The organism is Chryseobacterium viscerum, assembly GCF_002899945.2.
Classification (GTDB): domain Bacteria; phylum Bacteroidota; class Bacteroidia; order Flavobacteriales; family Weeksellaceae; genus Chryseobacterium; species Chryseobacterium viscerum.
Window position 1 is genome coordinate 423,327 of the sequence record NZ_PPEG02000002.1, and the last position, 23,602, is coordinate 446,928.

At 35.4% G+C, this 23,602-nt stretch carries 24 protein-coding genes; 16 read left to right on the forward strand and 8 right to left on the reverse strand.

Annotation, left to right across the window (positions count from 1 at the left end; genetic code table 11):
- Nucleotides 1-148 precede the first annotated feature (148 nt).
- From C1634_RS05525 to C1634_RS05580, 12 genes are all read left to right on the forward strand, one after another.
- Nucleotides 149-652: a GbsR/MarR family transcriptional regulator gene (locus tag C1634_RS05525; RefSeq protein ID WP_103232512.1), complete on the forward strand. Its 504-nt coding sequence runs from the start codon at nt 149-151 to the stop codon at nt 650-652.
- A gap of 10 nt (nt 653-662) precedes the next feature.
- Complete coding sequence (locus C1634_RS05530) at nt 663-1,358, forward strand: hypothetical protein (protein WP_103232511.1); 696 nt, start codon at nt 663-665, stop codon at nt 1,356-1,358.
- A gap of 79 nt (nt 1,359-1,437) precedes the next feature.
- A complete protein-coding gene (locus C1634_RS05535) occupies nt 1,438-2,382 on the forward strand; it encodes a hypothetical protein (RefSeq protein WP_109738019.1) in 945 nt (314 codons plus the stop codon).
- On the forward strand, nt 2,375-3,037 hold the full coding sequence (locus tag C1634_RS05540; RefSeq protein ID WP_103232509.1) for a class I SAM-dependent methyltransferase: 663 nt from the start codon (nt 2,375-2,377) through the stop codon (nt 3,035-3,037). The genes C1634_RS05535 and C1634_RS05540 overlap by 8 nt, the downstream gene beginning before the upstream one ends.
- Nucleotides 3,038-3,169: 132 nt before the next feature.
- On the forward strand, nt 3,170-3,544 hold the full coding sequence (locus C1634_RS05545) for a hypothetical protein (RefSeq protein ID WP_123921384.1): 375 nt from the start codon (nt 3,170-3,172) through the stop codon (nt 3,542-3,544).
- Nucleotides 3,541-4,353 carry a thiol-disulfide oxidoreductase DCC family protein gene (locus C1634_RS05550; RefSeq protein WP_103232507.1) on the forward strand — a complete coding sequence of 271 codons (813 nt, stop codon included), beginning with the start codon at nt 3,541-3,543 and terminating at the stop codon, nt 4,351-4,353. The genes C1634_RS05545 and C1634_RS05550 overlap by 4 nt, the downstream gene beginning before the upstream one ends.
- Nucleotides 4,354-4,364: 11 nt before the next feature.
- Nucleotides 4,365-5,147: a fatty acid desaturase family protein gene (locus C1634_RS05555; protein ID WP_103232506.1), complete on the forward strand. Its 783-nt coding sequence runs from the start codon at nt 4,365-4,367 to the stop codon at nt 5,145-5,147.
- 2 nt (nt 5,148-5,149) lie between these two features.
- The gene (locus C1634_RS05560; protein WP_103232505.1) at nt 5,150-5,626 is read left to right on the forward strand and encodes an SRPBCC family protein; all 477 of its coding nucleotides are present in this window, start codon (nt 5,150-5,152) and stop codon (nt 5,624-5,626) included.
- Between the two features lie 17 nt (nt 5,627-5,643).
- On the forward strand, nt 5,644-6,348 hold the full coding sequence (locus tag C1634_RS05565; protein ID WP_103232504.1) for a YqjF family protein: 705 nt from the start codon (nt 5,644-5,646) through the stop codon (nt 6,346-6,348).
- A 90-nt stretch (nt 6,349-6,438) separates the two neighbouring features.
- Nucleotides 6,439-7,338 (forward strand): TIGR01777 family oxidoreductase, encoded by a 900-nt coding sequence (locus C1634_RS05570; protein WP_103232503.1) that lies wholly within the window; start codon nt 6,439-6,441, stop codon nt 7,336-7,338.
- 50 nt (nt 7,339-7,388) lie between these two features.
- Nucleotides 7,389-8,831, forward strand: coding sequence for an alpha-L-fucosidase (locus C1634_RS05575; RefSeq protein WP_109738021.1), 1,443 nt, complete (start codon nt 7,389-7,391; stop codon nt 8,829-8,831).
- Nucleotides 8,832-8,933: 102 nt separating this feature from the next.
- On the forward strand, nt 8,934-11,597 hold the full coding sequence (locus C1634_RS05580; RefSeq protein ID WP_103233337.1) for a beta-glucosidase: 2,664 nt from the start codon (nt 8,934-8,936) through the stop codon (nt 11,595-11,597).
- Between the two features lie 55 nt (nt 11,598-11,652).
- On the opposite strand, the gene C1634_RS05585 is transcribed toward C1634_RS05580, so the two are convergent.
- Together C1634_RS05585 and C1634_RS05590 are read right to left on the reverse strand one after the other, a co-directional pair.
- Nucleotides 11,653-12,534, reverse strand: coding sequence for a hypothetical protein (locus C1634_RS05585; RefSeq protein WP_103233336.1), 882 nt, complete (start codon nt 12,532-12,534; stop codon nt 11,653-11,655).
- A gap of 122 nt (nt 12,535-12,656) precedes the next feature.
- Entirely contained in the window at nt 12,657-13,043 is a 387-nt protein-coding gene (locus C1634_RS05590) for a hypothetical protein (RefSeq protein WP_103233335.1), read from the reverse strand.
- Nucleotides 13,044-13,177: 134 nt separating this feature from the next.
- Here C1634_RS05590 and C1634_RS05595 point away from each other — a divergent pair, with 134 nt between their 5' ends.
- The 3 genes from C1634_RS05595 to C1634_RS05605 all read left to right on the forward strand — a co-directional run bounded on the left by C1634_RS05595 (nt 13,178) and on the right by C1634_RS05605 (nt 16,149).
- Nucleotides 13,178-13,441 carry a hypothetical protein gene (locus C1634_RS05595; RefSeq protein ID WP_228409993.1) on the forward strand — a complete coding sequence of 88 codons (264 nt, stop codon included), beginning with the start codon at nt 13,178-13,180 and terminating at the stop codon, nt 13,439-13,441.
- A gap of 228 nt (nt 13,442-13,669) precedes the next feature.
- Nucleotides 13,670-15,058 (forward strand): dihydrolipoyl dehydrogenase, encoded by a 1,389-nt coding sequence (gene lpdA, locus C1634_RS05600; protein ID WP_103233333.1) that lies wholly within the window; start codon nt 13,670-13,672, stop codon nt 15,056-15,058.
- Nucleotides 15,059-15,348: 290 nt separating this feature from the next.
- Entirely contained in the window at nt 15,349-16,149 is an 801-nt protein-coding gene (locus tag C1634_RS05605; RefSeq protein ID WP_103233332.1) for a patatin-like phospholipase family protein, read from the forward strand.
- Between the two features lie 127 nt (nt 16,150-16,276).
- Here the strand turns inward: C1634_RS05605 and C1634_RS05610 are convergent, their stop codons facing one another.
- A complete protein-coding gene (locus C1634_RS05610) occupies nt 16,277-16,714 on the reverse strand; it encodes a hypothetical protein (protein WP_103233331.1) in 438 nt (145 codons plus the stop codon).
- A 446-nt stretch (nt 16,715-17,160) separates the two neighbouring features.
- Between C1634_RS05610 and C1634_RS05615 the strand changes: the two genes are divergently transcribed.
- On the forward strand, nt 17,161-19,098 hold the full coding sequence (locus C1634_RS05615; protein WP_109738022.1) for an SPFH domain-containing protein: 1,938 nt from the start codon (nt 17,161-17,163) through the stop codon (nt 19,096-19,098).
- Nucleotides 19,099-19,603: 505 nt separating this feature from the next.
- Here the strand turns inward: C1634_RS05615 and C1634_RS05625 are convergent.
- From C1634_RS05625 to C1634_RS05645, 5 genes are all read right to left on the reverse strand, one after another.
- The gene (locus tag C1634_RS05625) at nt 19,604-20,299 is read right to left on the reverse strand and encodes an ABC transporter ATP-binding protein (RefSeq protein ID WP_103234598.1); all 696 of its coding nucleotides are present in this window, start codon (nt 20,297-20,299) and stop codon (nt 19,604-19,606) included.
- Nucleotides 20,300-20,379: 80 nt separating this feature from the next.
- Nucleotides 20,380-20,940 carry a hypothetical protein gene (locus C1634_RS05630; protein ID WP_103234599.1) on the reverse strand — a complete coding sequence of 187 codons (561 nt, stop codon included), beginning with the start codon at nt 20,938-20,940 and terminating at the stop codon, nt 20,380-20,382.
- Between the two features lie 305 nt (nt 20,941-21,245).
- Nucleotides 21,246-21,728: a nuclear transport factor 2 family protein gene (locus C1634_RS05635; protein WP_103234600.1), complete on the reverse strand. Its 483-nt coding sequence runs from the start codon at nt 21,726-21,728 to the stop codon at nt 21,246-21,248.
- Nucleotides 21,729-21,834: 106 nt separating this feature from the next.
- On the reverse strand, nt 21,835-22,533 hold the full coding sequence (locus tag C1634_RS05640) for a LytR/AlgR family response regulator transcription factor (RefSeq protein ID WP_103234601.1): 699 nt from the start codon (nt 22,531-22,533) through the stop codon (nt 21,835-21,837).
- Nucleotides 22,526-23,587: a sensor histidine kinase gene (locus tag C1634_RS05645; protein ID WP_228409995.1), complete on the reverse strand. Its 1,062-nt coding sequence runs from the start codon at nt 23,585-23,587 to the stop codon at nt 22,526-22,528. The genes C1634_RS05640 and C1634_RS05645 overlap by 8 nt, the downstream gene beginning before the upstream one ends.
- Between the last annotated feature and the right edge of the window lie 15 nt (nt 23,588-23,602).

The following is a 23,602-nucleotide window of genomic DNA, read 5'->3' on the forward strand; positions in this document are numbered from 1 at the left end:
GGAATGACTTCTGAAAAGAGGTAAAACAAAAATACTAGGGCAGCAAAAATAAATATCAATAAAACCTTCTAAAAATTAATTTTCAAAAATTATTGAAAATTCAAAAAATATAATTACATTTGCTATAGAAATCTAAAAGAAATAGAAAATGCAACTTTCAGAAGCAAAAGAAAAATACATTCAAACCTGGGGAACCTTTGCTACCAATTGGGGAATCAACCGTACGATGGCACAGGTGCATGCACTGCTTTTGGCAACTGGCAGACCACTTTCTACAGATGAGGTCATGGAGCAGTTGGAGATTTCAAGAGGGAATGCCAATATGAATCTTCGTGCTCTGATAGACTGGGGAATCGTGAAAAAAGAATTTGTAAAAGGCGACCGTAAAGAATATTTCGTAGCAGAAAAAGATGTCTGGTATCTATTCAAACAAATTACGAAGGAACGCAGAAAGAGAGAAATAGAGCCTGTAATTTCTTTCCTGGAAGAGCTGAAGAATATTGAAGATAAAGATTCAGAAGAAGCTCAGGAATTTATCAAGCTGATGAATGATTTCAGTTCTGTAACCGGAAAAATCAACAATATTATGGATCTGGCGATCAAAAGTGATGATCACTGGCTGGTAGGAAAGATTACTAATTTGTTGAAATAAATTTTCTAAAATGAAAAATCTTCTGTTATTAGGTGTTTTAAGTTTGGTAATAAGCTGTCAGAAAAATGTGAATGCAAATTTTGATATTCATATAGAAAATTTAGATCAGTATGATAATAAGCATCATTATTTGTATAAAATTGAAATCTATAAAGACGAGAAGATATTCAAAATTTTAGAGCCTAAAGAGTTTGTCCCTTTCTTAGATGCCCATATAAAGTTGGATAGTTTAAAAGAAGGAAAATACTCATTTGTTTATGAAAGTATTTTTGGAGAAGAAATAAAGAAAGAGATCAAAGTAGATGATTCCAAAACATACAGAATAGGTATCAACCCTGATCTTTTAATAAAGAAAAATGAAAAATCAATTTTTGAAAATCTAAAAGACTCAGAAGCAAAATTGGTATTTCAATCTATAGGATGTTTTCATGAGGATAAAGATTCAATTATCATCATTAACAAAGAAAGAAAATACTTTCTCCGTCAAAAAAACGGGAGTTTGAAGCCTATAGATAAAGCAGTATGGGCATATTTTGTAAAAACGGAAAATAGGATAAGGGAAATTCCTAAAGATGGTGGTTGTACCACAAGAGATAAGTATATTTTCTATCATAAAGGGAAATCAGATACCATTTATGACGGTACATGTGAATTTTCCACCTGGTATACGCTGAAGGATTATCTGAAAAAGAATAAGCTGCAATAAAAAATAAATCTGGATGAAAATCCTTTTTTATTTCGATTTAACTTTCAAAAATTACTGAAAATATAAAACTTATAATATCATGAAGAATTTTTTAAAAAAACACCTCTATTTAAGTCTCTTTTTGACTGTTGTTTTAATTGTTGCAGTATGGTTTTTTCTGGTTTCCAAAGGTGAGTATGGAGTCACAATGTTCTTTACCATTCCGGTTTCTATTGGATTTATTATCGGATATGTAAAGTATTTTAAAAGAATTGGATTCATGAATGTTTTGAAGACCATCTTCAAAATAGCATTAGGATTAGTCATTTTCTCTGTGATCTTGATAGCAGCCGGAACAGAAGGAGCTATTTGCATTATTATGGCTATCCCATTTATTGGCTTTGCCATGTTTGTGGGTTTTACGATTGGTTTTATTATTGGGGGTCTTGATGAAAAAAGACATACCGGAAGTGTTATGGTATTTATCCTTTTTATCAATCCGGCATCTTATATTTTTGATACCTATACAAAACCTATTGAGGAGACTATTACTACAGAAATGATTGTGAATTCTTCCAGTGATAAAGTATGGAAACTTTTAAATACACAAATCAATTTCAATGCACCTGATTTTATCCTGTTTGAAAAAGGAGTCAGCTATCCAAAGAATATAAAACTAGTAGATAAAAACGGAAAATTAGGGTATAGCTGCCAGACCAATAATGATGAACTACAACTTAATATCGACGAGTTTATAGAAAATAAAAAAGTAAAATTCTCTCTTGAAAATCAAACTGTTCCAATGAAAGAGATAACACCGTATGAAGAAATTGATGCTAAGCATTTACATGATTATTTTATCGTGAAGTATGGTGAAATTACTTTAGACAAACTGTCAGAAAATAAAACAAAAATAATTGCAAAAACAAAATACAGCTACAAAATAGCACCTACCTGGTACTGGAAAAAATGGTCTGGCTATATCATTGATAAAATGCAAAGCCATGTATTACAATCTATAAAAACACAATCTGAAAATGAATGATCTACAGCAATATTTTGACCGTATACAGCCCAGATACTATATCAACGAAATAGCATCTTTAGGGTTTACCAGGCTGTTCAGAAAAATGGCAGTCCAAAAGGTGAAAAGTTACGGAGATAAAAGAGTTCTTGATCTGATGAGCGGACAGGGAGAAAACCTGAAATTCCTTCAGCTGCATAATGAAAATACAGAAATTGTCACTCTGGATTTTTCTTCAGCAATGAATCTGAAACTGTCTTCAACATTTAAAAAGAAACTCTTTGTAAAACAAATTCAGGATGATTTTTTTGAAAGTCATATTCCGGACCGTTCTATGGATATTATCTTGTGTTCTTACGGTACAAAGACGATAGAGGAAGATAAGAAAAAGATTTTTGCAGATAAACTATCAAAGATTATTGACGAAAAAGGAGAAATAATCATTGTAGAATTTGTAAAACCCAAAACAGTATGGAGATTCACTTGTGTAAAATGGTATATTGAAATTCTGGTTTCAAAACTTTTTGGAAGCGAGTTTGGAAAACTCTTTCATTATATCAACAAAAATGAGAGTCTGGAAGATTTGAAAATCCAATTTATCAAGAACAGGCTGTCTATCATTTCACACAAAAGATATTTGGATCTGGTAGAAATTCTTCACGTAAAAAGAGACTAGTTTTTTATTTGAAACGATATTTCAAAAATTACTGAAAATTTTAAATTAATAATAATTATGAAAAATTTAATCATTCATTTATTCCTGATTATTTATTTCAGAGGAAAAGGATCACTGTAAACAATACCTGCCATGAAGACATTTACAAAATACGATTACTTTATTCAATTAATCATTCTCATAGTCTGCATTGTGGGTGCAGTGATGCGATACAAGGATTGGAAATTTATTGAATTTTACTTTGTTGTGGGAGGAGTACAATTAATAAGCTATCTGATCAGACTGTTTTTAAAATTAAAACAGTCATCCGAATTCAGAGTCTATGGTTTAACCGTAATGCCGGTCTGGATATGTCTGCTTTTGGTTGACCAAAAAATTTATAATGAATTCACAATGGCTCTCATGGGAATTTTCCTGATTCTGGCATTGTTCTATACACCGATAATGGCCATTCTCTATGTGTATGATTGTTACAACACGTATGAACCCTATAAATCATTATTATGAAAACGCTCAAAAATCACACGTTGATCTACGACAATGAATGCCCCATGTGTAATCTGTATTCCAAAGGTTTCACAGCATGCGGAATGTTGGATGAAGATGGAAGAGAAGCATTTACAGAAATGTCATTGAAAAATAAAGATCTGATAGACTTTAACAGGGCGAAAAATGAAATTGCACTGGTAGATCACAGCAAAAATGAAGTTGTATATGGATTAGACAGTCTGCTTCTCATCATTGGAAACTCTTTTCCGTTGTTGGCAAAAATTGCAGGAACAAAACCTTTGTATTGGTTTTTCAAAAAGTTGTATTCCTTCGTTTCTTATAACCGGAAACAAATTATTCCATCTAAAAAAGACTATACAGACCAATCCTGTGTACCGGATTTTAACCTGAAATACAGAGTAGCATACATCAGTTTTGTGGTTATTTTTTCAGCCTATATCTTAAGTGAGTTTTCCGGAAAACTGAATTTGAATTTGGAAAAGAATTTCCTGAGAGAATTTGCAGTTTGTCTCGGTCAGATCCTTTGGCAGACCATCTTTTTAAAAACGTATGTCAAAGACAAGATCTGGGATTATCTAGGAAACATGATGACTGTTTCTCTGATTGGGACTTTACTTTTAATTCCTGCTTTGATAACCAGTTTTACATCTGTTTTTTATATGATATACTTTGGAATTGTAGTGTTGATCATGTTTCTGGAACATATAAGAAGATGCAGAATACTAAAACTGAATTTTCTTCCTACCATTTCATGGATATTGTTTAGAATAACAGCGCTCGTTATTATCATTCTGACAACCATTTAAAAAATTAAAACATGAATCATCTTGAAATTATCAGAACCATAGAGTGGAAAGACCTAAAGAAACTCTCTCCAAAGGAAATACTGATTGAAAATAACATCAGTCTGCCATGGCTTTTTATTTCCCTGTTTTTAGCATATAAAGGATACTATGGATTAGCATTGCCGTTCTCCGGTTTTTATTTCCTCACTGCATTGAGACAGGTACATAACGGCTTTCACAATTCATTGGGAACCGGAAAAAGGTTGACATGGTTGTCTTTATATCTTAACAGCCTTACCATGATGGCCTCTATTCACGCCGTAAAATTCAATCACCTGAGACATCATAAATTTTGTCTTTCAGAAGAAGATTATGAAGGTAAATCAGCTTCTATGAAATGGTATCAAGCCATTCTATATGGCCCCAAACATATGTTTCTGATTCATTGGATCACTTTAAAAAAAGCCAATAAAACCTATCGGAAGAATATGATGTTAGAGCTCGCATCTATAGCCATTCTTATAGCAGTAGTGTTTTATTTTCAAATTTATTTCCTGATGTATCACGTCCTCATAATGGTTTTTGGTGAATTTCTGATGGCATTTTTTGCCGTGTGGACTGTTCATCACGATACCCACGAGCATCCTGATATTGCCAGAACACAGCGAGGATTCTGGAAAAATAAATTGAGTTTCAGCATGTTTTATCATATGGAACACCATCTTTTTCCTGCGGTGCCAACCATAAAACTCCCAGAGCTTGCAGAAAGAATAGACAAAAAGCTGCCAGAATTAAACAAAAAACAAACCTTTTAAAAATGTCAAGAATCTATTTAAATACCGTAATCAATGCAGATATTCACTATGTCTTCGATCTGGCAAGGAATATTGATCTTCATCAGCAGTCAACTTCAAAAACTGATGAAAAAGCCATTGCAGGACGTACATCAGGATTGATTGAAGAAAATGAAACGGTCACCTGGAGAGCAAAACATCTGGGAGTCTATCAGACCCTGACCACAAAAATTGTCAATATGGAAAAACCTGTTCAATTTATCGATGTAATGCAGGAAGGAGCTTTCAAATCTATGCGTCACCGCCATATTTTTAAATCCGTGAATGGGAAAACGCTGATGACAGACATTTTTGAATTTGAATCTCCGCTGGGCATCATAGGAAAACTATTTAATGCCATTTTTCTCAACGGATATCTCAAAAACTTCCTGCTGGAAAGAAATCAGTTGATAAAGACCGTTGCAGAATCTTCTATGAAGGAAGGGGTTGCTATTTTTTAATCTAAAAACACATCATTATGAACTTTTTAAAAGCAGAATGGCGAAAATTAGCCATCATCAATTACGAGATCAACCCTGATCTATTATCAGCATACCTGCCCAAAGGTACAGAACTCGATTTTTATAATGACAAATGCTATATAAGCCTGGTAGGATTCATGTTTTTAAATACCAAACTGTTAGGACTACCCATCCCTTTTCACCGGAATTTTGAAGAAGTGAACCTAAGATTTTATGTCAGGAAAAAGGAAAATGGAGTTTGGAAAAGAGGGGTGGTATTCATCAAGGAAATTGTTCCGAAACCTGCATTAAGCCTGGTAGCGAACTCTGTATACAAAGAAAATTACCACACCATGCCGATGAAAAATCTGATTCAGGAGAAAGAAGATGAACTGCTGATTCGCTATTCATGGAAAGATAAAAGCTGGCATTCTATTCAGATTATGGCAGAAAATAGAACAAGGCCAATGGAAGAAAATTCAGAGTTTGAATTCATCACGGAACATTATTTTGGCTTTACCAAAAAAGAAAATACAACCTCAGAATATGAAGTATGCCACCCAAAATGGGAATTTTATACCGTAAAAGACCACCAGCTAGAAATCGATTTTCAAAAGATCTATGGAAATGATTTTGAGTGCCTGAATCATCAAAACCCAATTTCTGTTATGTTGGCAGAAGGCTCAGAAATTGAAGTAAAAACGAAAAATTACATCAGCTAAAAATAAAAAAATCATAAATACAAAACTCTTACCACAAAAATCTGTGAAAATCTGTGCGATCAGTGGGCTAATTTCTTAAATTTAAAAACAATGAAAATAATCATAGCAGGTGGAACCGGATTTCTCGGCGAAAACTTAGAAAAATATTTTACAGAAAAAGGAAACGAGGTGTATATTCTTACCCGTAACCCCCAGCGTAAAAACGAAATCTATTGGGATGCTAAAACAATAGGCGAATGGAAAAACAGTCTCGAAAAAGCAGATGTTCTGATCAACCTCACAGGGAAATCTGTAGACTGTAGGTATCACGAGAAAAATAAACAGGAAATCTATTCTTCAAGAATTGACAGTACAAAAATTTTGCAAAAAGCAGTCGATCAGTGTTCTGGAAAACCAAAAATCTGGCTGAATGCCAGCTCTGCAACCATTTATGTTCACGCTGAAAAACATCTGAATACAGAAGAAAACGGAATTATCGGAGATGATTTTTCTATGAATATCTGCAAAAGTTGGGAGCAGGAATTTTTTAAGATCAAAAATGCTGAAATAAGAAAAGTTGCCCTTCGTACTTCAATTGTTCTTGGGAATAATGGTGGCGCTTTCCCAAAATTGAAAACGGTTACAAAACTGGGACTGGGAGGAAAGCAGGGGAGAGGAAACCAAATGGTAAGCTGGATTCATATCGATGATTTTTGCAAAGCAATAGACTGGATCATTCAAAATGAAAATATTTCAGGAACCATTAATATCACTGCTCCAGGCCCGGTTTCTAATGAAACGATGATGAGAAAATTGAGAAAAGAATTAAAAGCACCTTTTGGACTCAATGCTGCTGTCTGGCAGTTGGAAATAGCCTCCCTATTTCTGAAAACAGAAACTGAACTCCTTTTAAAAAGCCGAAATGTTTACCCTGAAAGACTTATAAAAAGCGGATTTAAGTTTTCATATCCCGGATTTGATGAGGCTATTCTTAATCTCTTGGAATCCTAATGTTTGCGGATATCCCAAAGGATAATTAAATTAGCGGAAAACTATTCCATATGCTGGTTATACCCAAAATAAAACCTTTTTTCCTTTCATCCCTTCTTATCAGTTCAGTGGTATTTTCACAAGCCCACAATGTATCCGATGGATATCAGAAACCCACAGATCCACTTGTTGTGCAGAATCTGGACCAATGGCAGGATATGAAATTCGGACTTTTTATGCATTGGGGAACCTACAGCCAGTGGGGGATTGTTGAAAGCTGGAGCCTATGCCCTGAAGATGAATCGTGGACACAGAGAAAGCCCGAACACGGAAAATCTTATGACGAATATGTAAAGAATTATGAAAACCTTCAGACAACTTTCAATCCAACTCAATTCAATCCTCAAAAATGGGCTGATGCTGTAAAAAAAGCAGGAATGAAATATGTGGTTTTTACCACCAAACATCACGATGGTTTTGCGATGTTTGATACTCAACAATCAGATTATAAGATTACTTCTTCTAAAACCCCATTTTCAAAGAATCCAAAATCAGATGTCACGAAAGAGATTTTCAATACCTTTCGGAAAGAAGGTTTTAAAATAGGGGCTTATTTCTCAAAACCGGATTGGCATTCCGATGACTATTGGTGGTCTTACTTTCCACCAAAAGACAGAAATGTTAATTATGATCCTAAAAAATATCCGGAAAGATGGGAGAATTTTAAAAAATTCACCTTCAATCAGCTGAATGAGATCACTTCCAATTACGGTAAAGTGGATATTCTTTGGCTGGATGGAGGCTGGGTGCGTCCTTTTCACACCATAGATCCGAAAGTAGAATGGCAGCGTACCATCAAAGTAGAGCAAGATATTGATATGGATAAAATAGGAACAATGGCGAGAAAAAATCAGCCCGGGATCATTATTGTAGACCGTACCGTTCCGGGGAAATGGGAAAACTATGTTACCCCGGAGCAGGCCGTTCCGGAACACGCTCTTTCTATCCCTTGGGAAAGCTGTATCACAATGGGAGATTCCTTTTCCTACGTTCCCAATGACCATTATAAAACCTCCCAAAAGATCATAGAAACCCTGGTAAAGATCATCTCAAGAGGAGGAAACTACCTGATGAATATTGCTCCCGGTCCCAATGGAGATTATGATGCCATCGTATATGAAAGATTACAGCAGATTTCCGGTTGGATGGATAAAAATCAATCTGCTGTTTTTGCAACCCGTGCTATTGCGCCATATCACGAAGGAAATTTTTATTATACGCAAAGCAAAGATGGGAAAACAGTGAATATTTTTCACTTAGATGAAAAATCAAATTATGAGTCTCCATCAACATTAAGTTTTACAATTCCTGATAATTTTAAACCAAAATCTTTGAAAGTTTTAGGGTTATCAAACAAAATTCAATGGAAAAAATCAGGAAATTCAATTGAAATTAATTTACCTAAAGAAAGAACTCAGTTAAAATATTCAACTGTAGTTCAAATAATGCAATAGTTGAATTTGTGACTCATTTTTATATGAGCGTTCCAATTCTTGAACTTTTGGTTCTTTTGCTTTAAGGTAAAAGAACAAATTTTAAACTAAATTATTCTTGAGATGTGTTTTAAACTTCGATTTAAAATTATAGGAATTTTCTTGTTGAGCTCAGTCTTTATTTCTGCTCAAAAACCTTTGTATAAAGATTCAAAACAGCCCATTGAAGCCAGAGTTCAGGACCTTTTGAAGAGAATGACACCTGAAGAAAAATTCTGGCAGTGTTTTATGATTCCCGGAGATCTGGATCATGTTCCCAAAGGCCAATATGCACATGGGATTTTTGGATTGCAGGTAAGTGCAGGAAACCAGGGAGGCGGAGCAGCAGGACAATTACTGAAATACAATGCCAATGAAGATGCTGAAAAATTAGCAAAAAAGATCAACGCCATTCAAAAATATTTTGTGGAGGAATCAAGGTTGGGAATTCCCATTATTCCTTTTGATGAAGCTTTACATGGATTGGTTCGGGAAGGAGCAACTGCTTTTCCACAGGCAATAGCTCTCGCAGCCACTTTCAACCCTGAGTTGATGAACAAAGTTTCAACAGCGATTGCAAAAGAGTCAAAATTGAGAGGAATTCGTCAAATTCTTACACCGGTAGTAAACCTTGCCAGCGATGTGAGATGGGGAAGAACAGAGGAAACCTATGGCGAAGATCCCTTTCTGACTTCCGTAATGGGAGTAAATTTTGTAAGCTCATTTGAAAATCAGGGAATTATTACTACGCCTAAACACTTTTTAGCCAATGTTGGCGAGGGAGGAAGAGATTCATACCCCATTCATTGGAGCAAAAGATATTTGGAGGAAACCCATTTGATACCATTCAATAATGCCTTTACAAATGGGAAAAGCCGTTCCGTGATGACCTCTTATAACCTGTTGGATGGAAGACCTTCGACTGCCAACCATTGGTTACTGACGGAAAAATTAAAAAAAGACTGGAATTTTAAAGGCTTTGTCATTAGTGATGCGAGTGCCGTAGGAGGAGCAAATGTACTCCATTTTACAGCAAAAGATTATGATGATGCTTCTGCACAGGCGATCAATGCAGGGCTTGATGTGATTTTCCAGACAGAATATACCCATTATAAACTATTCATACCTCCGTTTTTAGATGGAAGAATCTCAAAAGAAAGAATTGATGATGCTGTTTCAAGAGTATTGAGAGCCAAGTTTGAGCTAGGATTATTTGAAAATCCATACGTTTCAGTTCAGCAGATTGAAGAATTAAAAAAGCTTAACCATAAACCTTTAGCAGAAAAAACGGCTGCAGAGTCTTTTGTTTTACTCCAGAATAATAACGGGACCCTTCCTGTTCCCGGAAATGTAAAAAAGATTCTGGTAGTAGGAACAGATGCTTTGGATGCAAGATTAGGCGGCTATTCCGGACCCGGAAACAAAAAAGTAAATATTCTGGACGGGATTAAAAATTACACTAAAAATCAAGACATAGAAATCATTTATTCAAAAGGAATCGATTGGAATATAAAAGATTTTACCACCATTTCTAATGAATATTTATCCTCAGAAAATAAAAAAGGATTAAAAGGAATCTATTTTTCCAATACCGATTTAAAAGGAGACCCCGCTTTCGAAAAACAGGATGAGCAATTCAATTTCAAGTGGACTTTATATTCTCCAGATCCTGAAAAACTCCAGCCGGATCATTACAGTATCCGCTGGACAGGGAAACTGGAAGCTCCGGATTCCGGAAACTACCAATTGGGATTGCGCGGAAATGATGGTTTTAAATTATACCTGGACGGGAAATTAGTGATTGACCAATGGGAAAAACTAAGCTACTCCACAAAAACAGTACATGTAGATTTTGTAAAAGGAAAAAAATATGACATTACCATTGAATTTCATGAAAACCGTGGTGAAGCCAACCTTGAACTGATCTGGAACTATGGTCTGCATGATTACCAGAAAGATTATAAAGAAGCTTTACATCTTGCTCAAAATGCAGACTATATTGTTGTCACTGCCGGAATTCATGAAGGTGAATTTCAGGATCGTGCCTCATTGAGTTTGCCGGGAAATCAGGAGTCTTTTATTCATGAAGTTTCAAAATTAAATAAGCCGACAACCGTGGTTTTAGTTGGGGGTTCAGCCATAAAAACAATAGCCTGGAAAGATAAAGTAGGAGCTATATTGGATGTTTGGTATCCGGGAGAAGAAGGGGGAAATGCAGTAGCAAAGACTCTTTTCGGTGTTGAAAATCCTTCCGGAAAATTACCCATCACTTTTCCTATGGAGGAAGGTCAATTGCCTTTAACCTATAATCACCACCCAACAGGAAGAGGGAATGATTACTATGACCTGAGTGGTGAACCTCTGTATCCGTTTGGGTTTGGTTTAAGTTACACGACCTTTGAAATTTCCGGTTTGCAGCTGGACAAAGCGAAATATTCAGAAAATGACACCATTATTGCTAAAGTCAATGTGAAAAATACAGGCTCAAAGGCCGGAAGTGAAGTTGTTCAGCTGTATGTAAAAGACTTATTGGCTACCGTTTCAAGACCTGTTATTGAGCTGAAAGGATTTCAGAAAATAGAATTACAGCCTGGAGAATCAAAGTCTGTCACTATTGAAATTCCGATAAAACAACTGCAGTTTTTAAATGAAAAAATGGAGTGGGCTGTAGAAAAAGGAATATATAGAATTATGGTAGGTAATTCATCGAAGAACCTTCCTTTAAAACAAAATATTGAAGTTTTATAACAATAAAAAAGAGCAGAAATTTCTGCTCTTTTTACGTATATATTGTTGAAGATATCTAGTATTTTCTGGCTAATAGAACGTTCAGTAAGAATGTTCCTGTCCAGTTACTGTTATTAGATCCATTATTTCCCATGAAATCAATACGTGCTACAGACACGGTAAGTCTGGTTCTTCCGGAAGTACCATTATTAGCAAGGCTTACAAACGAAGCTGTAAATACATCCGGGAAACTTGAGTTGTTCCCTGCGGTAAGGATAGGATACATATTAGAAACATTAAAAGGAGTACCCTGATATTCATAGACAAGAGTCATTCTGCTTGCATTGGTAAAGGAAGCCGTATGGGCATAATCTACTGATGATTTACTGATGATCCACCATCTGTCAGTGGCGCTGCCCGTGTCATAACCTGCATTAGCATGAGCGGTCCAGTCTCCAACAGGAGCAGTTCCTGACGCATGAGGAGGAACAAAAAGTTGTGTACCATAAATTTCTACGTTGCTGGGTTTAGGAAGAACCGTAAATGACAAATCCCATGTTCCACCGGTTGTATTACTGTTGTTGACCACTTCAGCATAAGCTCCTGTAGGAATTATAAATGAAGCAACCGGATTGCTGTCAATTCTTAAGGTATTACCACTGGATGCCTGTAACGTAATCGCATTAGGAGAGATGTTTTTGATTTTATAAATTCTTCCTGTATAGCTTGTTGTTCCCGTTCCGATGACAGGAAGTGTGAAGGTTGCATCTGCTGTTCCGTTATAAGTGATATAATGATCGGTAGACAGAATGCTATACGTTGTTGCAGTGATCTGGGTATATCCGGCTCTTAGTGAACCGTTGATGGCGAGGGTGCTGTTTGGAGTTAAAGTATTAATGCCCACTTGTGCAGACAGAGGGAGAGCTCCAAATAAAAGGATTGAGATGTATTTTTTCATATTTATAAAATTTGGTTTCAAACAAAAATATAAAAAATATGATGCAAAATTCACCTCGTAAGGAATAAATGATATATTTTAATATTAAAGATGGGGACGTGGTAAAAAAATGAATAAAAAAATTAAATCAATCTGCAGGGTACTTCCAGATCCTCAGTAAGATAGTAGCTGCAACATAGCCTATGATAGCCGTCCGCAATGATCAGTTCATTCTGACCTCTTACCAGTAGTATGGGCGAAAGTTTCTTGTTTTTTTCTACTTTTTTCAGGTTTTCTTTTACATGAATATTGGTCTCCGGAAGCAGGGCAAGCTTACTGGCTCTTAAAATATCTTTCGACTTTTTTGTGATGGTAGGTGCTTTCTTTAATTTGTCAACCCTCTTTTTTGCCTCATCCGGCGTGAAAAGAAGTTCCAGATAATCCTGTGCTGCAGGAAAATCATGGTCTTCAGGTTCTTTCATCCAGATGCTGTTTTTGGAAAGATTATTTTTTTTCACAGACGTTTTCATAAGTGCTCATTTAAATGATAAATAAATGTATGAAAAAATGTTGGTATGATATATGCAAGATTTGTCATGAACCAGAATGAATTTAATTAATAATATAGAATTGATTGAAATCATTCAAAAAAAATATGAACATTATGAAAAAGGTATTAATTTCAACACTACTAGTATTAGGTTTATCTATGAATGTTTCTGCTCAGAAACGTCCGCCAGCTCCACCGCATCCCTCAAAAACCGAGCTGGTTAATATTAAAATGCAAGAGCTTACCAAAAAATATAATATGGAGAAAAAACTGATCCTTAATCATCCACTTGCCACCAAACAGATGAAGAGAGATCAGATGAAAGCTTTAAATAACAGATTTCAAACTGAAAAACGATTGCTTCAAAAGGCGAAATAATGCAGAATTCTTGCGGTTATTAAAATCTAAAAGCTCGTTTTTTATATCTTTAATTTTGAGAAATTTTCAATATAAAATAAAAAACATTGAAAGAGAGTGCGTATTGTGCTCTCTTTTTTTACTTTAAATTGAATGAAAATAGCTTTGTTAATGCATTTTAAGATCAGTTTTCAGAAACATGAAACATCCAATATTTTTCCTTAAATTCGCATAAAAATTTTTAAAGTAATGAATTACGATATTATTGTCATTGGAAGTGGTCCTGGTGGATATGTTACTGCGATCAGAGCAGCACAATTGGGTTTCAAAACCGCAATTATCGAGAAGGAAAACTTAGGAGGAATCTGCCTTAACTGGGGATGTATTCCAACTAAAGCTTTATTGAAATCTGCTCAGGTTTTTCATTATATCAACCATGCTGAAGATTATGGTTTGAATAAAGTGGAGGCAAGCTTTGAATTCCCGAATGTGATTCAGAGAAGCCGTGGTGTTGCCAGCAAAATGAGCAAAGGAATCGAATTCTTAATGAAAAAGAATAAGATTGACGTAATTCTTGGTACTGCAAAAGTACAGAAAGGAAAAAAAGTTTCTGTTACAGATAAGGATGGTAAAGTAACTGAATATTCAGGAAACAATATTATCATTGCTACAGGAGCTCGTTCAAGAGAATTACCAAACTTGCCACAGGATGGTAAAAAAGTAATCGGATACAGACAGGCATTATCTCTTCCTGAGCAGCCAAAATCTATGATCGTTGTAGGTTCTGGAGCGATCGGGGTAGAATTTGCTGATTTCTATAACACAATGGGAACTAAAGTAACTGTTGTTGAATTTATGCCAAATATCGTTCCTGTAGAAGATGAAGAAATCTCTAAGCACTTAGAGAAATCTCTGAAAAAAACGGGGATCGAAATCATGACCAATGCTTCTGTAGAAAGCGTTGATACAAGTGGTGAAGGAGTAAAAGCTAATGTAAAAACAGCTAATGGAAACATTACTCTTGAAGCTGATATCTTATTATCTGCTGTAGGTATTGCTGCTAATATCGAGAACATCGGATTAGAAGAAGTAGGAATCCAGACAGACAAAGGAAGAGTATTGGTAAACGAATGGTACGAAACTTCAGTACCGGGTTACTATGCAATTGGAGATATCATCCCAACTCAGGCATTGGCTCACGTTGCTTCCGCAGAAGGAATCACTTGCGTTGAGAAAATCAAAGGAATGCACGTTGAAAAAATCGACTATGGTAATATCCCTGGATGTACATATTGTCACCCTGAAGTAGCTTCTGTAGGTCTTACTGAAAAGCAGGCTAAAGAAAAAGGATACGAAATCAAAGTAGGTAAATTCCCTCTTTCTGCAAGTGGTAAAGCAACTGCAAACGGAAATACAGACGGATTTATCAAAGTGATTTTCGATGCTAAATATGGTGAGTGGTTAGGATGCCACATGATCGGTGAAGGAGTAACAGATATGGTTGCTGAATCTGTGGTAGCTAGAAAACTGGAAACTACAGGTCACGAGATCATCAAGTCTATTCACCCGCACCCAACAGTTTCTGAAGCAATTATGGAAGCTGCTGCTGCTGCTTACGGTGAAGTGATTCACATTTAATCTGAAATACAAAAATCTATATCATAAAAGCCTGGAGAAATCCAGGCTTTTTTCATTACTACTAATCTGAAATATAGTAAACTAAACCTCATAGGTTTCAAAAACCTGTGAGGTTTGGTATTAAAACATATTAATTGATCATCATAGGAGCACTACAAATTAATCCCATTCTGATTTTTTGTAGTGAATTTTTTGACGGAATATTATAGATTTTATTAAAATAATTTTAAAATCAACATATTTATAAAAATTAATCTCATTATCTCGGGCTGTTTCCTTACATTTATTCAATGAATTCGGAGAGAGTAGGACTTGTTTTATCGGGTGGCGGTACCAAAGGAATCGCTCATGCAGGAGTATTAAAATTCTTACAGGAAAAACATATTGAGGTTGATATTCTTTCCTGCTGTAGTGCCGGATCTATTGTAGGCTGTCTTCATGCCATCGGAAAAACGCCGGAAGAAATTCTGGAATTTTTTAATTCCATCTATTTTTTCAACTGGAAACACTTTACATTCAATCAGCCGGGACTCGTTTCTTCAATCATATTCAGAAACTATCTGAAACCTATTTTTCATGAAATGAAACTAGGAGATCTGGATATAGAAGTGAAAATTGTAGCAACAGAACTCGTTGCCGGAACCCAGAAGATTTTTGACAAAGATTTTGAGATCGTTGATGCCATCATTGCTTCATGCTCCATTCCCGGAATAACGACTCCCTACATTATTGGTGAGGAAATGTATTGTGATGGAGGAGTGCTGAACAATTTTCCTGCTGATATCATCCGGGATGATTGTGATAAGCTGATCGGTGTATTTGTATCTCCACCCAATGAAGCTAAGATCAAAGATCTGAACTCAATCAAAGCCATTGTTTCCCGTTCTTATGACCTTCTTTCCTACAGAATTGAAAAAATAAAATTTGACTACTGTGACTGGTTTATTTCTTCCCAGAAACTAGCTGCCTACGGAACTTTTGAACGCAGAAAAGACAAACTGGAAGAGATTTTCAATATTGGTTACAAGGCAGCCAAAGAAAGCTATGAAGAGAGCAGTCTATTTACAGAATTAAGACAATCCGGAACATAAAAAATCCCGCACCAGTGCGGGATTTTTATTTTATAAGAAAGGAAAGTAATTTTGAGTTCTTAAATGATAGTTATAGAAAGACAATAATAACTTCCATCTTCAATCCTCCCTCTTCCCACCTTTATACTTAATTTTTAACGACATATCCATCCTGACGCACGATTTCACGATCATTAGCATCGTTTACCACCAATGTATAAGGTGCTTTTTTCGCAGAATCTGTAAGGTAATTTCTCCAGATCTGGTAACTGTGACCTTCATTGTTGAAAGCAATATAATAATTCCCTCCTGAACCATCAGGAATCAGTTCACCATCGCTGATGATCATGCTAGGTTTTGCTGTAATCTTTGCATTGGCATTCCATGATTGGTAAAGGTATTTGCCGTTGGGCTGCTTGTCGATTCTGATCTTAAACTTTTTAGTTTTAATAATAACCGTCTTAGGGACCTGCTGAAGGGCAGAAGAGGTTATAAAATGATCTGTTTTCGGGTTCGGAACTTCTTTAGCAGCCACGAAAGAAAACTGAGCTAAGCAGAAGGTTCCTAATAAAATATGCTTTATCATATTAAATGGTTATTGGTTAACATTTCAGACTCTATCAAATATAGCGCCATTTTTCAATTGTAAAGAAGAAGTATAAGGCTGGTAAAGAGACGTTTGAGGTCACAAAATGTTTGGTTTTAGAAAATAATAGATCTGATTTTCAATTAATTATCGTTTTATTTGTGAAATATTGCCAGATTCTGAAACAAGTGAATACTTTTCTTATGTACATTTGTACCATCAAAGGATCTCGTTCCTTTATTATCAAAATGAAACTAATTAACTTTAAGTTTTTTCTATTAAAAGTATCAGAAATCATCTTCACGATTTTTAATACATCTCCTCCTATAACTTCTTAATTTTTTCGAAAGAATTATCATATAATTCTTACTCTGTTTTTTCGTATTCCGAAGAACCAGAGCACAATCCCTGTTTTCAAATTTAATCAAAAACAAAACAAACAAACTATGGAATTAGCTTTTCATGGCTGGATGATTCCGGCCGTAATTGCACTTTTGTGCGTAATTTTTTACAAATTTATTTTGAGAATTTTCTTTGGATTAATCATTGTGCCTCAGGACAGAATCGGTTTAGTTACCAAAAAATTCGTACTGGTGGGTAAGCAGGAACTTCCGGAAGGAAGAATTATCGCAACCAATGGAGAAGCTGGTTTTCAGGCTCAGACATTAGCTCCAGGGGTTTATTTCAGAAAATGGATATGGCAGTATTCTATCGATTTTCAGCCTTTTATAGTGATCCCGACCGGTAAAATAGGATTATTATTAGCTAAAGATGGTGCAGAATTAGAAACAGGAAGGATTTTAGCTAGAAAAGTCGACTGTGATTCTTTTCAGGATGCTGAAGCTTTTTTAAGAAACGGAGGGCGAAAAGGTCGCCAAACTGCGATTATTGCACCGGGATCTTACAGAATCAATACGTTGTTGTTTGAAATAGAATTAACGGATATGACTCAGATTCCTGATAATGCAGTAGGAGTTATCACGACAATGGAGGGAAGTCCTTTAGAAGAAGGTCAGATTGCAGGTAAAATTATCAATGACCATAATAAGTTTCAGGATGTTGATACTTTTTTAAATAATGGCGGCTACAAAGGTCTTCAGGAGCAGGTGATCCTGGCGGGTTCTTACTTCTTAAATCCATGGTTTACAAAAGTTGAAATGGTGAAAATGACGGAAATTCCGATTGGCCATGTTGGAGTAATTATCAGCTATGTGGGAGAAGAAGGAAAAGATTTGAGCGGAGTTGATTTTAAGCATGGAAATATTGTTGAAAAAGGGCGTAAAGGCGTTTGGGCCGAACCTATTGGTCCCGGGAAATATCCGATTAACCCTTATATTATGAAGGTTGAACTTGTTCCTACCACCAATTTAGTATTGAACTGGGCTTTTGAAAGAATAGAATCTCACCAGCTCGATAAAAATCTTTCAACCATTACGGTACGAAGTAAAGACGGTTTTCCTTTCAATCTTGATGTTTCGCAAATCATTCATATTCCTACGTATGAAGCTCCAAAGGTGATTGCCCGTTTTGGAAATATGATCAATCTTGTCAGCCAGGTTTTAGAGCCAACGATTGGAAATTATTTCAGAAACTCTGCGCAGGATAGTGATGTGATTGCATTTTTGGGAACCCGAAAAGAAAGACAGCAATCGGCAAAAGACCATATCAGCAGTGTTTTGGAACAATATAATGTAAATGCAGTTGATACTTTAATTGGAGCGATTGTTCCTCCTGAAAGTTTAATGAAAACTTTAACGGACAGAAAATTGGCAGAGGAACAGAAAATTACTTATGAAACTGAAATGCTGGCTCAGGAAACGCGTCAGGCGCTGGAAAAAGAGACGGCTGTTGCTGATATGCAGAAGGAAATTGTAAAGGCAGATCAGGGAGTTTTAATTGCGGAAAGAATTGCAGATGCTTCGGTGAAAAAGGCAACGGGAGATGCCAATTCCGTGAGACTACAGGCGAATGCCGAAGGAGATAGATTGCAGCTTTTAGCAACAGGTGAAGCCGAGAAAACGAGACTTCTCGCCAAAGCCGAAGCTGAAAAGATAGAATTGCTGGCAAAAGCAAGTGCTGAACAAATTTCATTAACCGGTAATGCAGAAGCGGAAAAAATTCTTGCCATCGGTAAGTCCAATGCGGAGTCTTATAAATTATCAGTGGAAGCCATGGGCGGCAATAATTTTACCCAATTGAAAATAATGGAAAATATAGCTTCACAAAATGTGAAAATAATGCCTGATGTTCTTATCGGGGGAAGCGGAGATTCTGCAAATGGCGGAATCAGCGGACTTCTGGGACTTCAACTGCTGGAACAGGTTCAGAAGAAAAATGTGGAAACGGTTTCTGTAATTGAAGAAAAACCGGATAACAATTCTTAATTTTAGAAAAATTAAGCAATAAATTTTAGTAATGATTTATATAGTTCAGTCAATTATTGCACTTCTAATTATTAGTTTTATTATTTCCTTCCTTATTTATACTTATTGTAAGATTTTTAAAAAAGAATCTAGAGCCTTGCTAGTTACTCTTTTTAGTTTTATTTCACTTATGTTAATGGATAGAGTACGCGATCATTTGATTAAGAATGAGCTTATAGAGAATATAAAGACTTCGAAAATCGAGCAGAGTAATTTATCTTTTTCAAAAAGAGAATTGTCAAATATTACTGTTGTAAGTGAGAAAATAAGAACCCTTGACAAGAATATTTATATAGTGCTTATGCCGCAAAAAGATACGATATACATGAACCAGGATTTTCATAACAGAAATAAATTCTGGGTCCACTATAAAAAGTATGAGATTTTACACATGAAAGTACCAGTAGGATATATCATTAAAAATTAAAAAAATCGCCCGAAAAAATTTCGGGCGATTTCATATTTTTTATGCGGTATAACTAGCAAAAGCATCTTCCAGGCTTTCAAACTTACCTTTAAACTCATTAATAGGGCAGTCCTGAAGAATATTCCCTTTATGGATAAGGATCACTCTTGAACAAAGCGCTTCTACTTCCTGCATGATGTGAGTAGATAATAAAACAGTTTTTTGCTGACCAATTTCTTTTACGACATTACGGATTTCAATGATCTGATTAGGATCCAGACCGTTCGTAGGTTCATCCAGAATCAGTAAATCCGGCTGATGAATAATCGCCTGTGCAAGTCCTACACGTTGTTTGTACCCTTTAGATAATTGCCCGATCTTCTTAGATTTTTCAGGAGTAATTCCTACCAGTTCTATTACCTCATCTACTCTGGATGCAGAGATTTTGTGAATATTGGCGACGAACTGAAGGTATTCTTTCACATACATTTCCAGATAAAGAGGATTGTTTTCAGGAAGGAAGCCTATTTTCTTTTTGCTTTCAATCTCGTGATCAGAGATATTCAAACCGTTGAAAATGATCTCTCCCTGGTCAATTTTCAGTGCTCCGACAATAGATTTCATCAAGGTAGATTTTCCGGCACCGTTGGGGCCAAGAAGTCCGATGATTTCATTTTGATCAATAGAAATGTTGATATTGTCAAGGGCAGTCTGCTCCCCAAATTTTTTGGTTAAATTGATTATCTGAAGCGGCATAAGTTATAATGTCTTTCTGCAAAAATAAAATAAAAAAACTCATCCGATGGAATGAGTTTCGCAATATTTATAAAATATACTTATTTTCTTGATTTTTTCTTGGCTCCCCCTGTTGTGGGAGTAGCGTTAGAAGCAGTATTAGAAGCTCCTTTATTCGCCGTTGGGCTTACGGCTGAAGGCTTTTCATACATCGCATACTTTCCATTGGTTCTTCCAAAAATTTTCTCCACTTGTTTTTGGTTCAAAAACTGTGATTTCCCTATATATTTTCGGTTTTTGTTGATGACCTGGATAAACTGTACGGTCTGCTGTCCATAATTCTTTTCATAATGAAGCTCGATGATATCATTGGGAAGTTCCAATACAATATTCTCATCCGGAGTAGAGATAAAACCATCTATAATAAGTTTAAATAACCCCGTGACATCCCCATTGAGATTCTGGAATGAAAAAGATCGGATCGTATTCAGGTTGCTGGTATTCAGATCCTGGTAGTTGACTGTAAATTTATCTTCCTTTTTATAGAGACCAACGGAATTATCTTTACCAATTTCCACCAAACTTTCATTTTTCAACACTTTTATCTGTGAGAAAACCGAAATACCGAACATACATGTAATAAGTAGAATTATTTTTCTCATGAAATGAATTTTAATATTTTACAACTTGGTGCACATAAATTTACTAATAAAAAAGCGTAAAAAGCAATTTTATTCAATTGGAGCAAAAATAACTATTTTTTTTAATATCCATACAGGTTGCTGTAATAATGCTATGCAAATCATTGTATGTGAATTTGGTTGTAATCTGTTTATTTACAGTGTTTTATATTGTAAGGGTGTTGCTGCTTTAACAAATGTTAAAATTATTGATTGGAGTGATTTTTTATCTTAATCTGCTGATATATAGTGAGTAATTTTTTAAATAGAAATAAAATTTAATTATTTTAATGTCCATAGCTGATCACTCTTGAGATTTTCCATCCATCTGGGGTTTGTTTCCATATATGAACAAATTTGAATGTTCCACAATTGATCAGGGAACCATTTTCCAGACGGCAAAATTGATGTGTCCCGGTTTGTATGGCTCCATACTCTTTAATAGGATATACTTCCACTGATCCAGGAACTAAAACTCTTCGGGTATATGCATAGTTTTTAGCTACCCTGGTAAAATTATCAATAGTTTCTTTATAGTTTGCAAGGCCGCCAACATCATGGAAGAACTCAAGATTTTCAGTGAAAAATGTTTTAAGGTTTTCAATATTTCCTGAGTTGGCAGCGCTAAAAAGAATGCTGTCCTTTTTCATAATGGTATTGTAGAGCTCCTGAGAGACTGGTGTATAAGATTTTGATTGTGCGAAAGTGTTAGTCCATACTAAACAGCATAATAAGGTTGAAAATAAGGGAATAAAGAATCTGTTTTTCATATTTCATGGTTTTATAATTCGGAACTTTTCAACAATTTGTTGTATTTGCTTTCAGTATATCCAAATGTAACCAATTAAATTTTAGAAGATTGTGAAAAATATTCTTTTAGGTATTGATAGAACGCTTAGAAATAATAGCGATAAAAGTATCAAATTCATTTTTATAACTTCTCCCCACAGGAATTTGATGACTTCCAAGCAGAACCTCATGATTACTGAATGCAGTAACGAATTGAGCGTTAATGATAAAAGACCGGTGGATTCTTATGAAATCCTTGCCGGACAAGGTCGTTTCAAGATCTGTTATCTTAGTTTTTGAAATAAAACTTTCCTGGTTGGCCAGCACCACTTTGATATCATTTCCCTGACTTTCAAAATAAAGAATTTCCGAAAGGGATATTTTCCGCTGCATTCCTGTTGTTTTGATAATGATAAAGTCTTCTTTCTGTTCAGCTGAGTTTCTCAGAATACGTTCTACCGCTTTGAAAAAACGTTCAAAAGTAATTGGTTTCAGAAGATAATCTACTGCTTCCAGTTCAAAACCCTCAATGGCAAAATCCCGATGGGCTGTGGTGAAGATGGTCTTGGGCTTTTGGGGCAGTGATTTTAAAAAATCTATTCCATTCAAATCAGGCATCTGAATATCCAGAAACATAAGATCTATCGTCTGATGTTGCAATATTTTATAAGCCTGCATTGCATTTTCAGCTTTTCCAATCAGTTTTAAATCGTCAATCTTTGAGATATGGTTTTCAAGTAATGACGCTGCCAGCGGTTCGTCATCTACAATGATACAATTAATCATAATGTGGAGGAGTGGTTATTTCAACTTTAAAAATATTGTTTTCCTGTGAGATTTGGAAAGTAAAATTTCCCTGATAGTGATATTCCAGTTGTCTTTTTATATTTTGCAGTCCAATTCCTCTTTCATGTTCGGGCTGATGACCGGGGAATGTATTTTCAATTTTAAAAACAGAATATTGGGTATGGGTTTCCAATTCAATCTTTATTGCTGTGGTTCCTGAACTTTTCCCTGCCCCATGTTTAAAAGCATTTTCTACCAAAGTAAGATACAACAGTGGTGGAATAGTATTCTGTGAGTTGAGAACAATATGCTTATCTATTTTTAATCTTTCATCATGGTAGCGAAGACTTTCCAGCGCAATATAATGATCAATAATCGCCAGCTCATCGGAAACAGGCACCCATTTTTTCTGCCCTTTGTACAAAATATAATCCAGAATATCTGAAAGCTGGCTGATAGATTGTGAAGTCTTGTCAGAATGGCTCATTGACAGAGAATAAATATTATTCAAAGTGTTAAAGAGAAAATGGGGATTGAGCTGAGATTTGAGAGATTGTAATTCCAGTTCTGTTTTTTCTTTTTGCAATTTGATAGTATGTTCCTTTTCATCCTTATACCGTATGAAAAACATGATGGAAATAAAAATAAATGCGCCACTGATAATCGTGAATGTATAGTGCATTAAAAGATAGGGGATATCAGTAAAAATATCGAATATGCTGTCTTTGACTTCATTGGTGAAGAGTGGTTCTGCAATATAAACAAGAAAAAACCTATTGATGACAGAGATAAGGTAAAGACTGATAATAAGATACAGCGAAAATTCTATATACCTTTTCCTGTCAAAAAAATGCCGGATCAGGATAAAATAGATGAAATTGGCTCCTATAATCTGAAAAATCCAGTGGCAAAAGTTGTAAATCAACACTTCTTTAAAAATTCCACCATCATATTCTCCATACATTTTTGCGGTTCCGAATAAAAATAAAGCCGTCCAGAAGAATAACTGGAAATAAACGTTTGGTCTGAGCTGGATTTCTGACGGAGTTTTCATCATCATCAAAAATAT

Bases quoted from the DNA above. Each gene is read 5' to 3' on its own strand.
- C1634_RS05525 (WP_103232512.1), top strand. From the start codon at position 149: ATGCAACTTTCAGAAGCAAAAGAAAAATACATTCAAACCTGGGGAACC.
- C1634_RS05530 (WP_103232511.1), top strand. From the start codon at position 663: ATGAAAAATCTTCTGTTATTAGGTGTTTTAAGTTTGGTAATAAGCTGT.
- C1634_RS05535 (WP_109738019.1), top strand. From the start codon at position 1,438: ATGAAGAATTTTTTAAAAAAACACCTCTATTTAAGTCTCTTTTTGACT.
- C1634_RS05540 (WP_103232509.1), top strand. From the start codon at position 2,375: ATGAATGATCTACAGCAATATTTTGACCGTATACAGCCCAGATACTAT.
- C1634_RS05545 (WP_123921384.1), top strand. From the start codon at position 3,170: ATGAAGACATTTACAAAATACGATTACTTTATTCAATTAATCATTCTC.
- C1634_RS05550 (WP_103232507.1), top strand. From the start codon at position 3,541: ATGAAAACGCTCAAAAATCACACGTTGATCTACGACAATGAATGCCCC.
- C1634_RS05555 (WP_103232506.1), top strand. From the start codon at position 4,365: ATGAATCATCTTGAAATTATCAGAACCATAGAGTGGAAAGACCTAAAG.
- C1634_RS05560 (WP_103232505.1), top strand. From the start codon at position 5,150: ATGTCAAGAATCTATTTAAATACCGTAATCAATGCAGATATTCACTAT.
- C1634_RS05565 (WP_103232504.1), top strand. From the start codon at position 5,644: ATGAACTTTTTAAAAGCAGAATGGCGAAAATTAGCCATCATCAATTAC.
- C1634_RS05570 (WP_103232503.1), top strand. From the start codon at position 6,439: ATGAAAATAATCATAGCAGGTGGAACCGGATTTCTCGGCGAAAACTTA.
- C1634_RS05575 (WP_109738021.1), top strand. From the start codon at position 7,389: ATGCTGGTTATACCCAAAATAAAACCTTTTTTCCTTTCATCCCTTCTT.
- C1634_RS05580 (WP_103233337.1), top strand. From the start codon at position 8,934: ATGTGTTTTAAACTTCGATTTAAAATTATAGGAATTTTCTTGTTGAGC.
- C1634_RS05585 (WP_103233336.1), bottom strand. From the start codon at position 12,534: ATGAAAAAATACATCTCAATCCTTTTATTTGGAGCTCTCCCTCTGTCT.
- C1634_RS05590 (WP_103233335.1), bottom strand. From the start codon at position 13,043: ATGAAAACGTCTGTGAAAAAAAATAATCTTTCCAAAAACAGCATCTGG.
- C1634_RS05595 (WP_228409993.1), top strand. From the start codon at position 13,178: ATGAAAAAGGTATTAATTTCAACACTACTAGTATTAGGTTTATCTATG.
- lpdA (WP_103233333.1), top strand. From the start codon at position 13,670: ATGAATTACGATATTATTGTCATTGGAAGTGGTCCTGGTGGATATGTT.
- C1634_RS05605 (WP_103233332.1), top strand. From the start codon at position 15,349: ATGAATTCGGAGAGAGTAGGACTTGTTTTATCGGGTGGCGGTACCAAA.
- C1634_RS05610 (WP_103233331.1), bottom strand. From the start codon at position 16,714: ATGATAAAGCATATTTTATTAGGAACCTTCTGCTTAGCTCAGTTTTCT.
- C1634_RS05615 (WP_109738022.1), top strand. From the start codon at position 17,161: ATGGAATTAGCTTTTCATGGCTGGATGATTCCGGCCGTAATTGCACTT.
- C1634_RS05625 (WP_103234598.1), bottom strand. From the start codon at position 20,299: ATGCCGCTTCAGATAATCAATTTAACCAAAAAATTTGGGGAGCAGACT.
- C1634_RS05630 (WP_103234599.1), bottom strand. From the start codon at position 20,940: ATGAGAAAAATAATTCTACTTATTACATGTATGTTCGGTATTTCGGTT.
- C1634_RS05635 (WP_103234600.1), bottom strand. From the start codon at position 21,728: ATGAAAAACAGATTCTTTATTCCCTTATTTTCAACCTTATTATGCTGT.
- C1634_RS05640 (WP_103234601.1), bottom strand. From the start codon at position 22,533: ATGATTAATTGTATCATTGTAGATGACGAACCGCTGGCAGCGTCATTA.
- C1634_RS05645 (WP_228409995.1), bottom strand. From the start codon at position 23,587: ATGAAAACTCCGTCAGAAATCCAGCTCAGACCAAACGTTTATTTCCAG.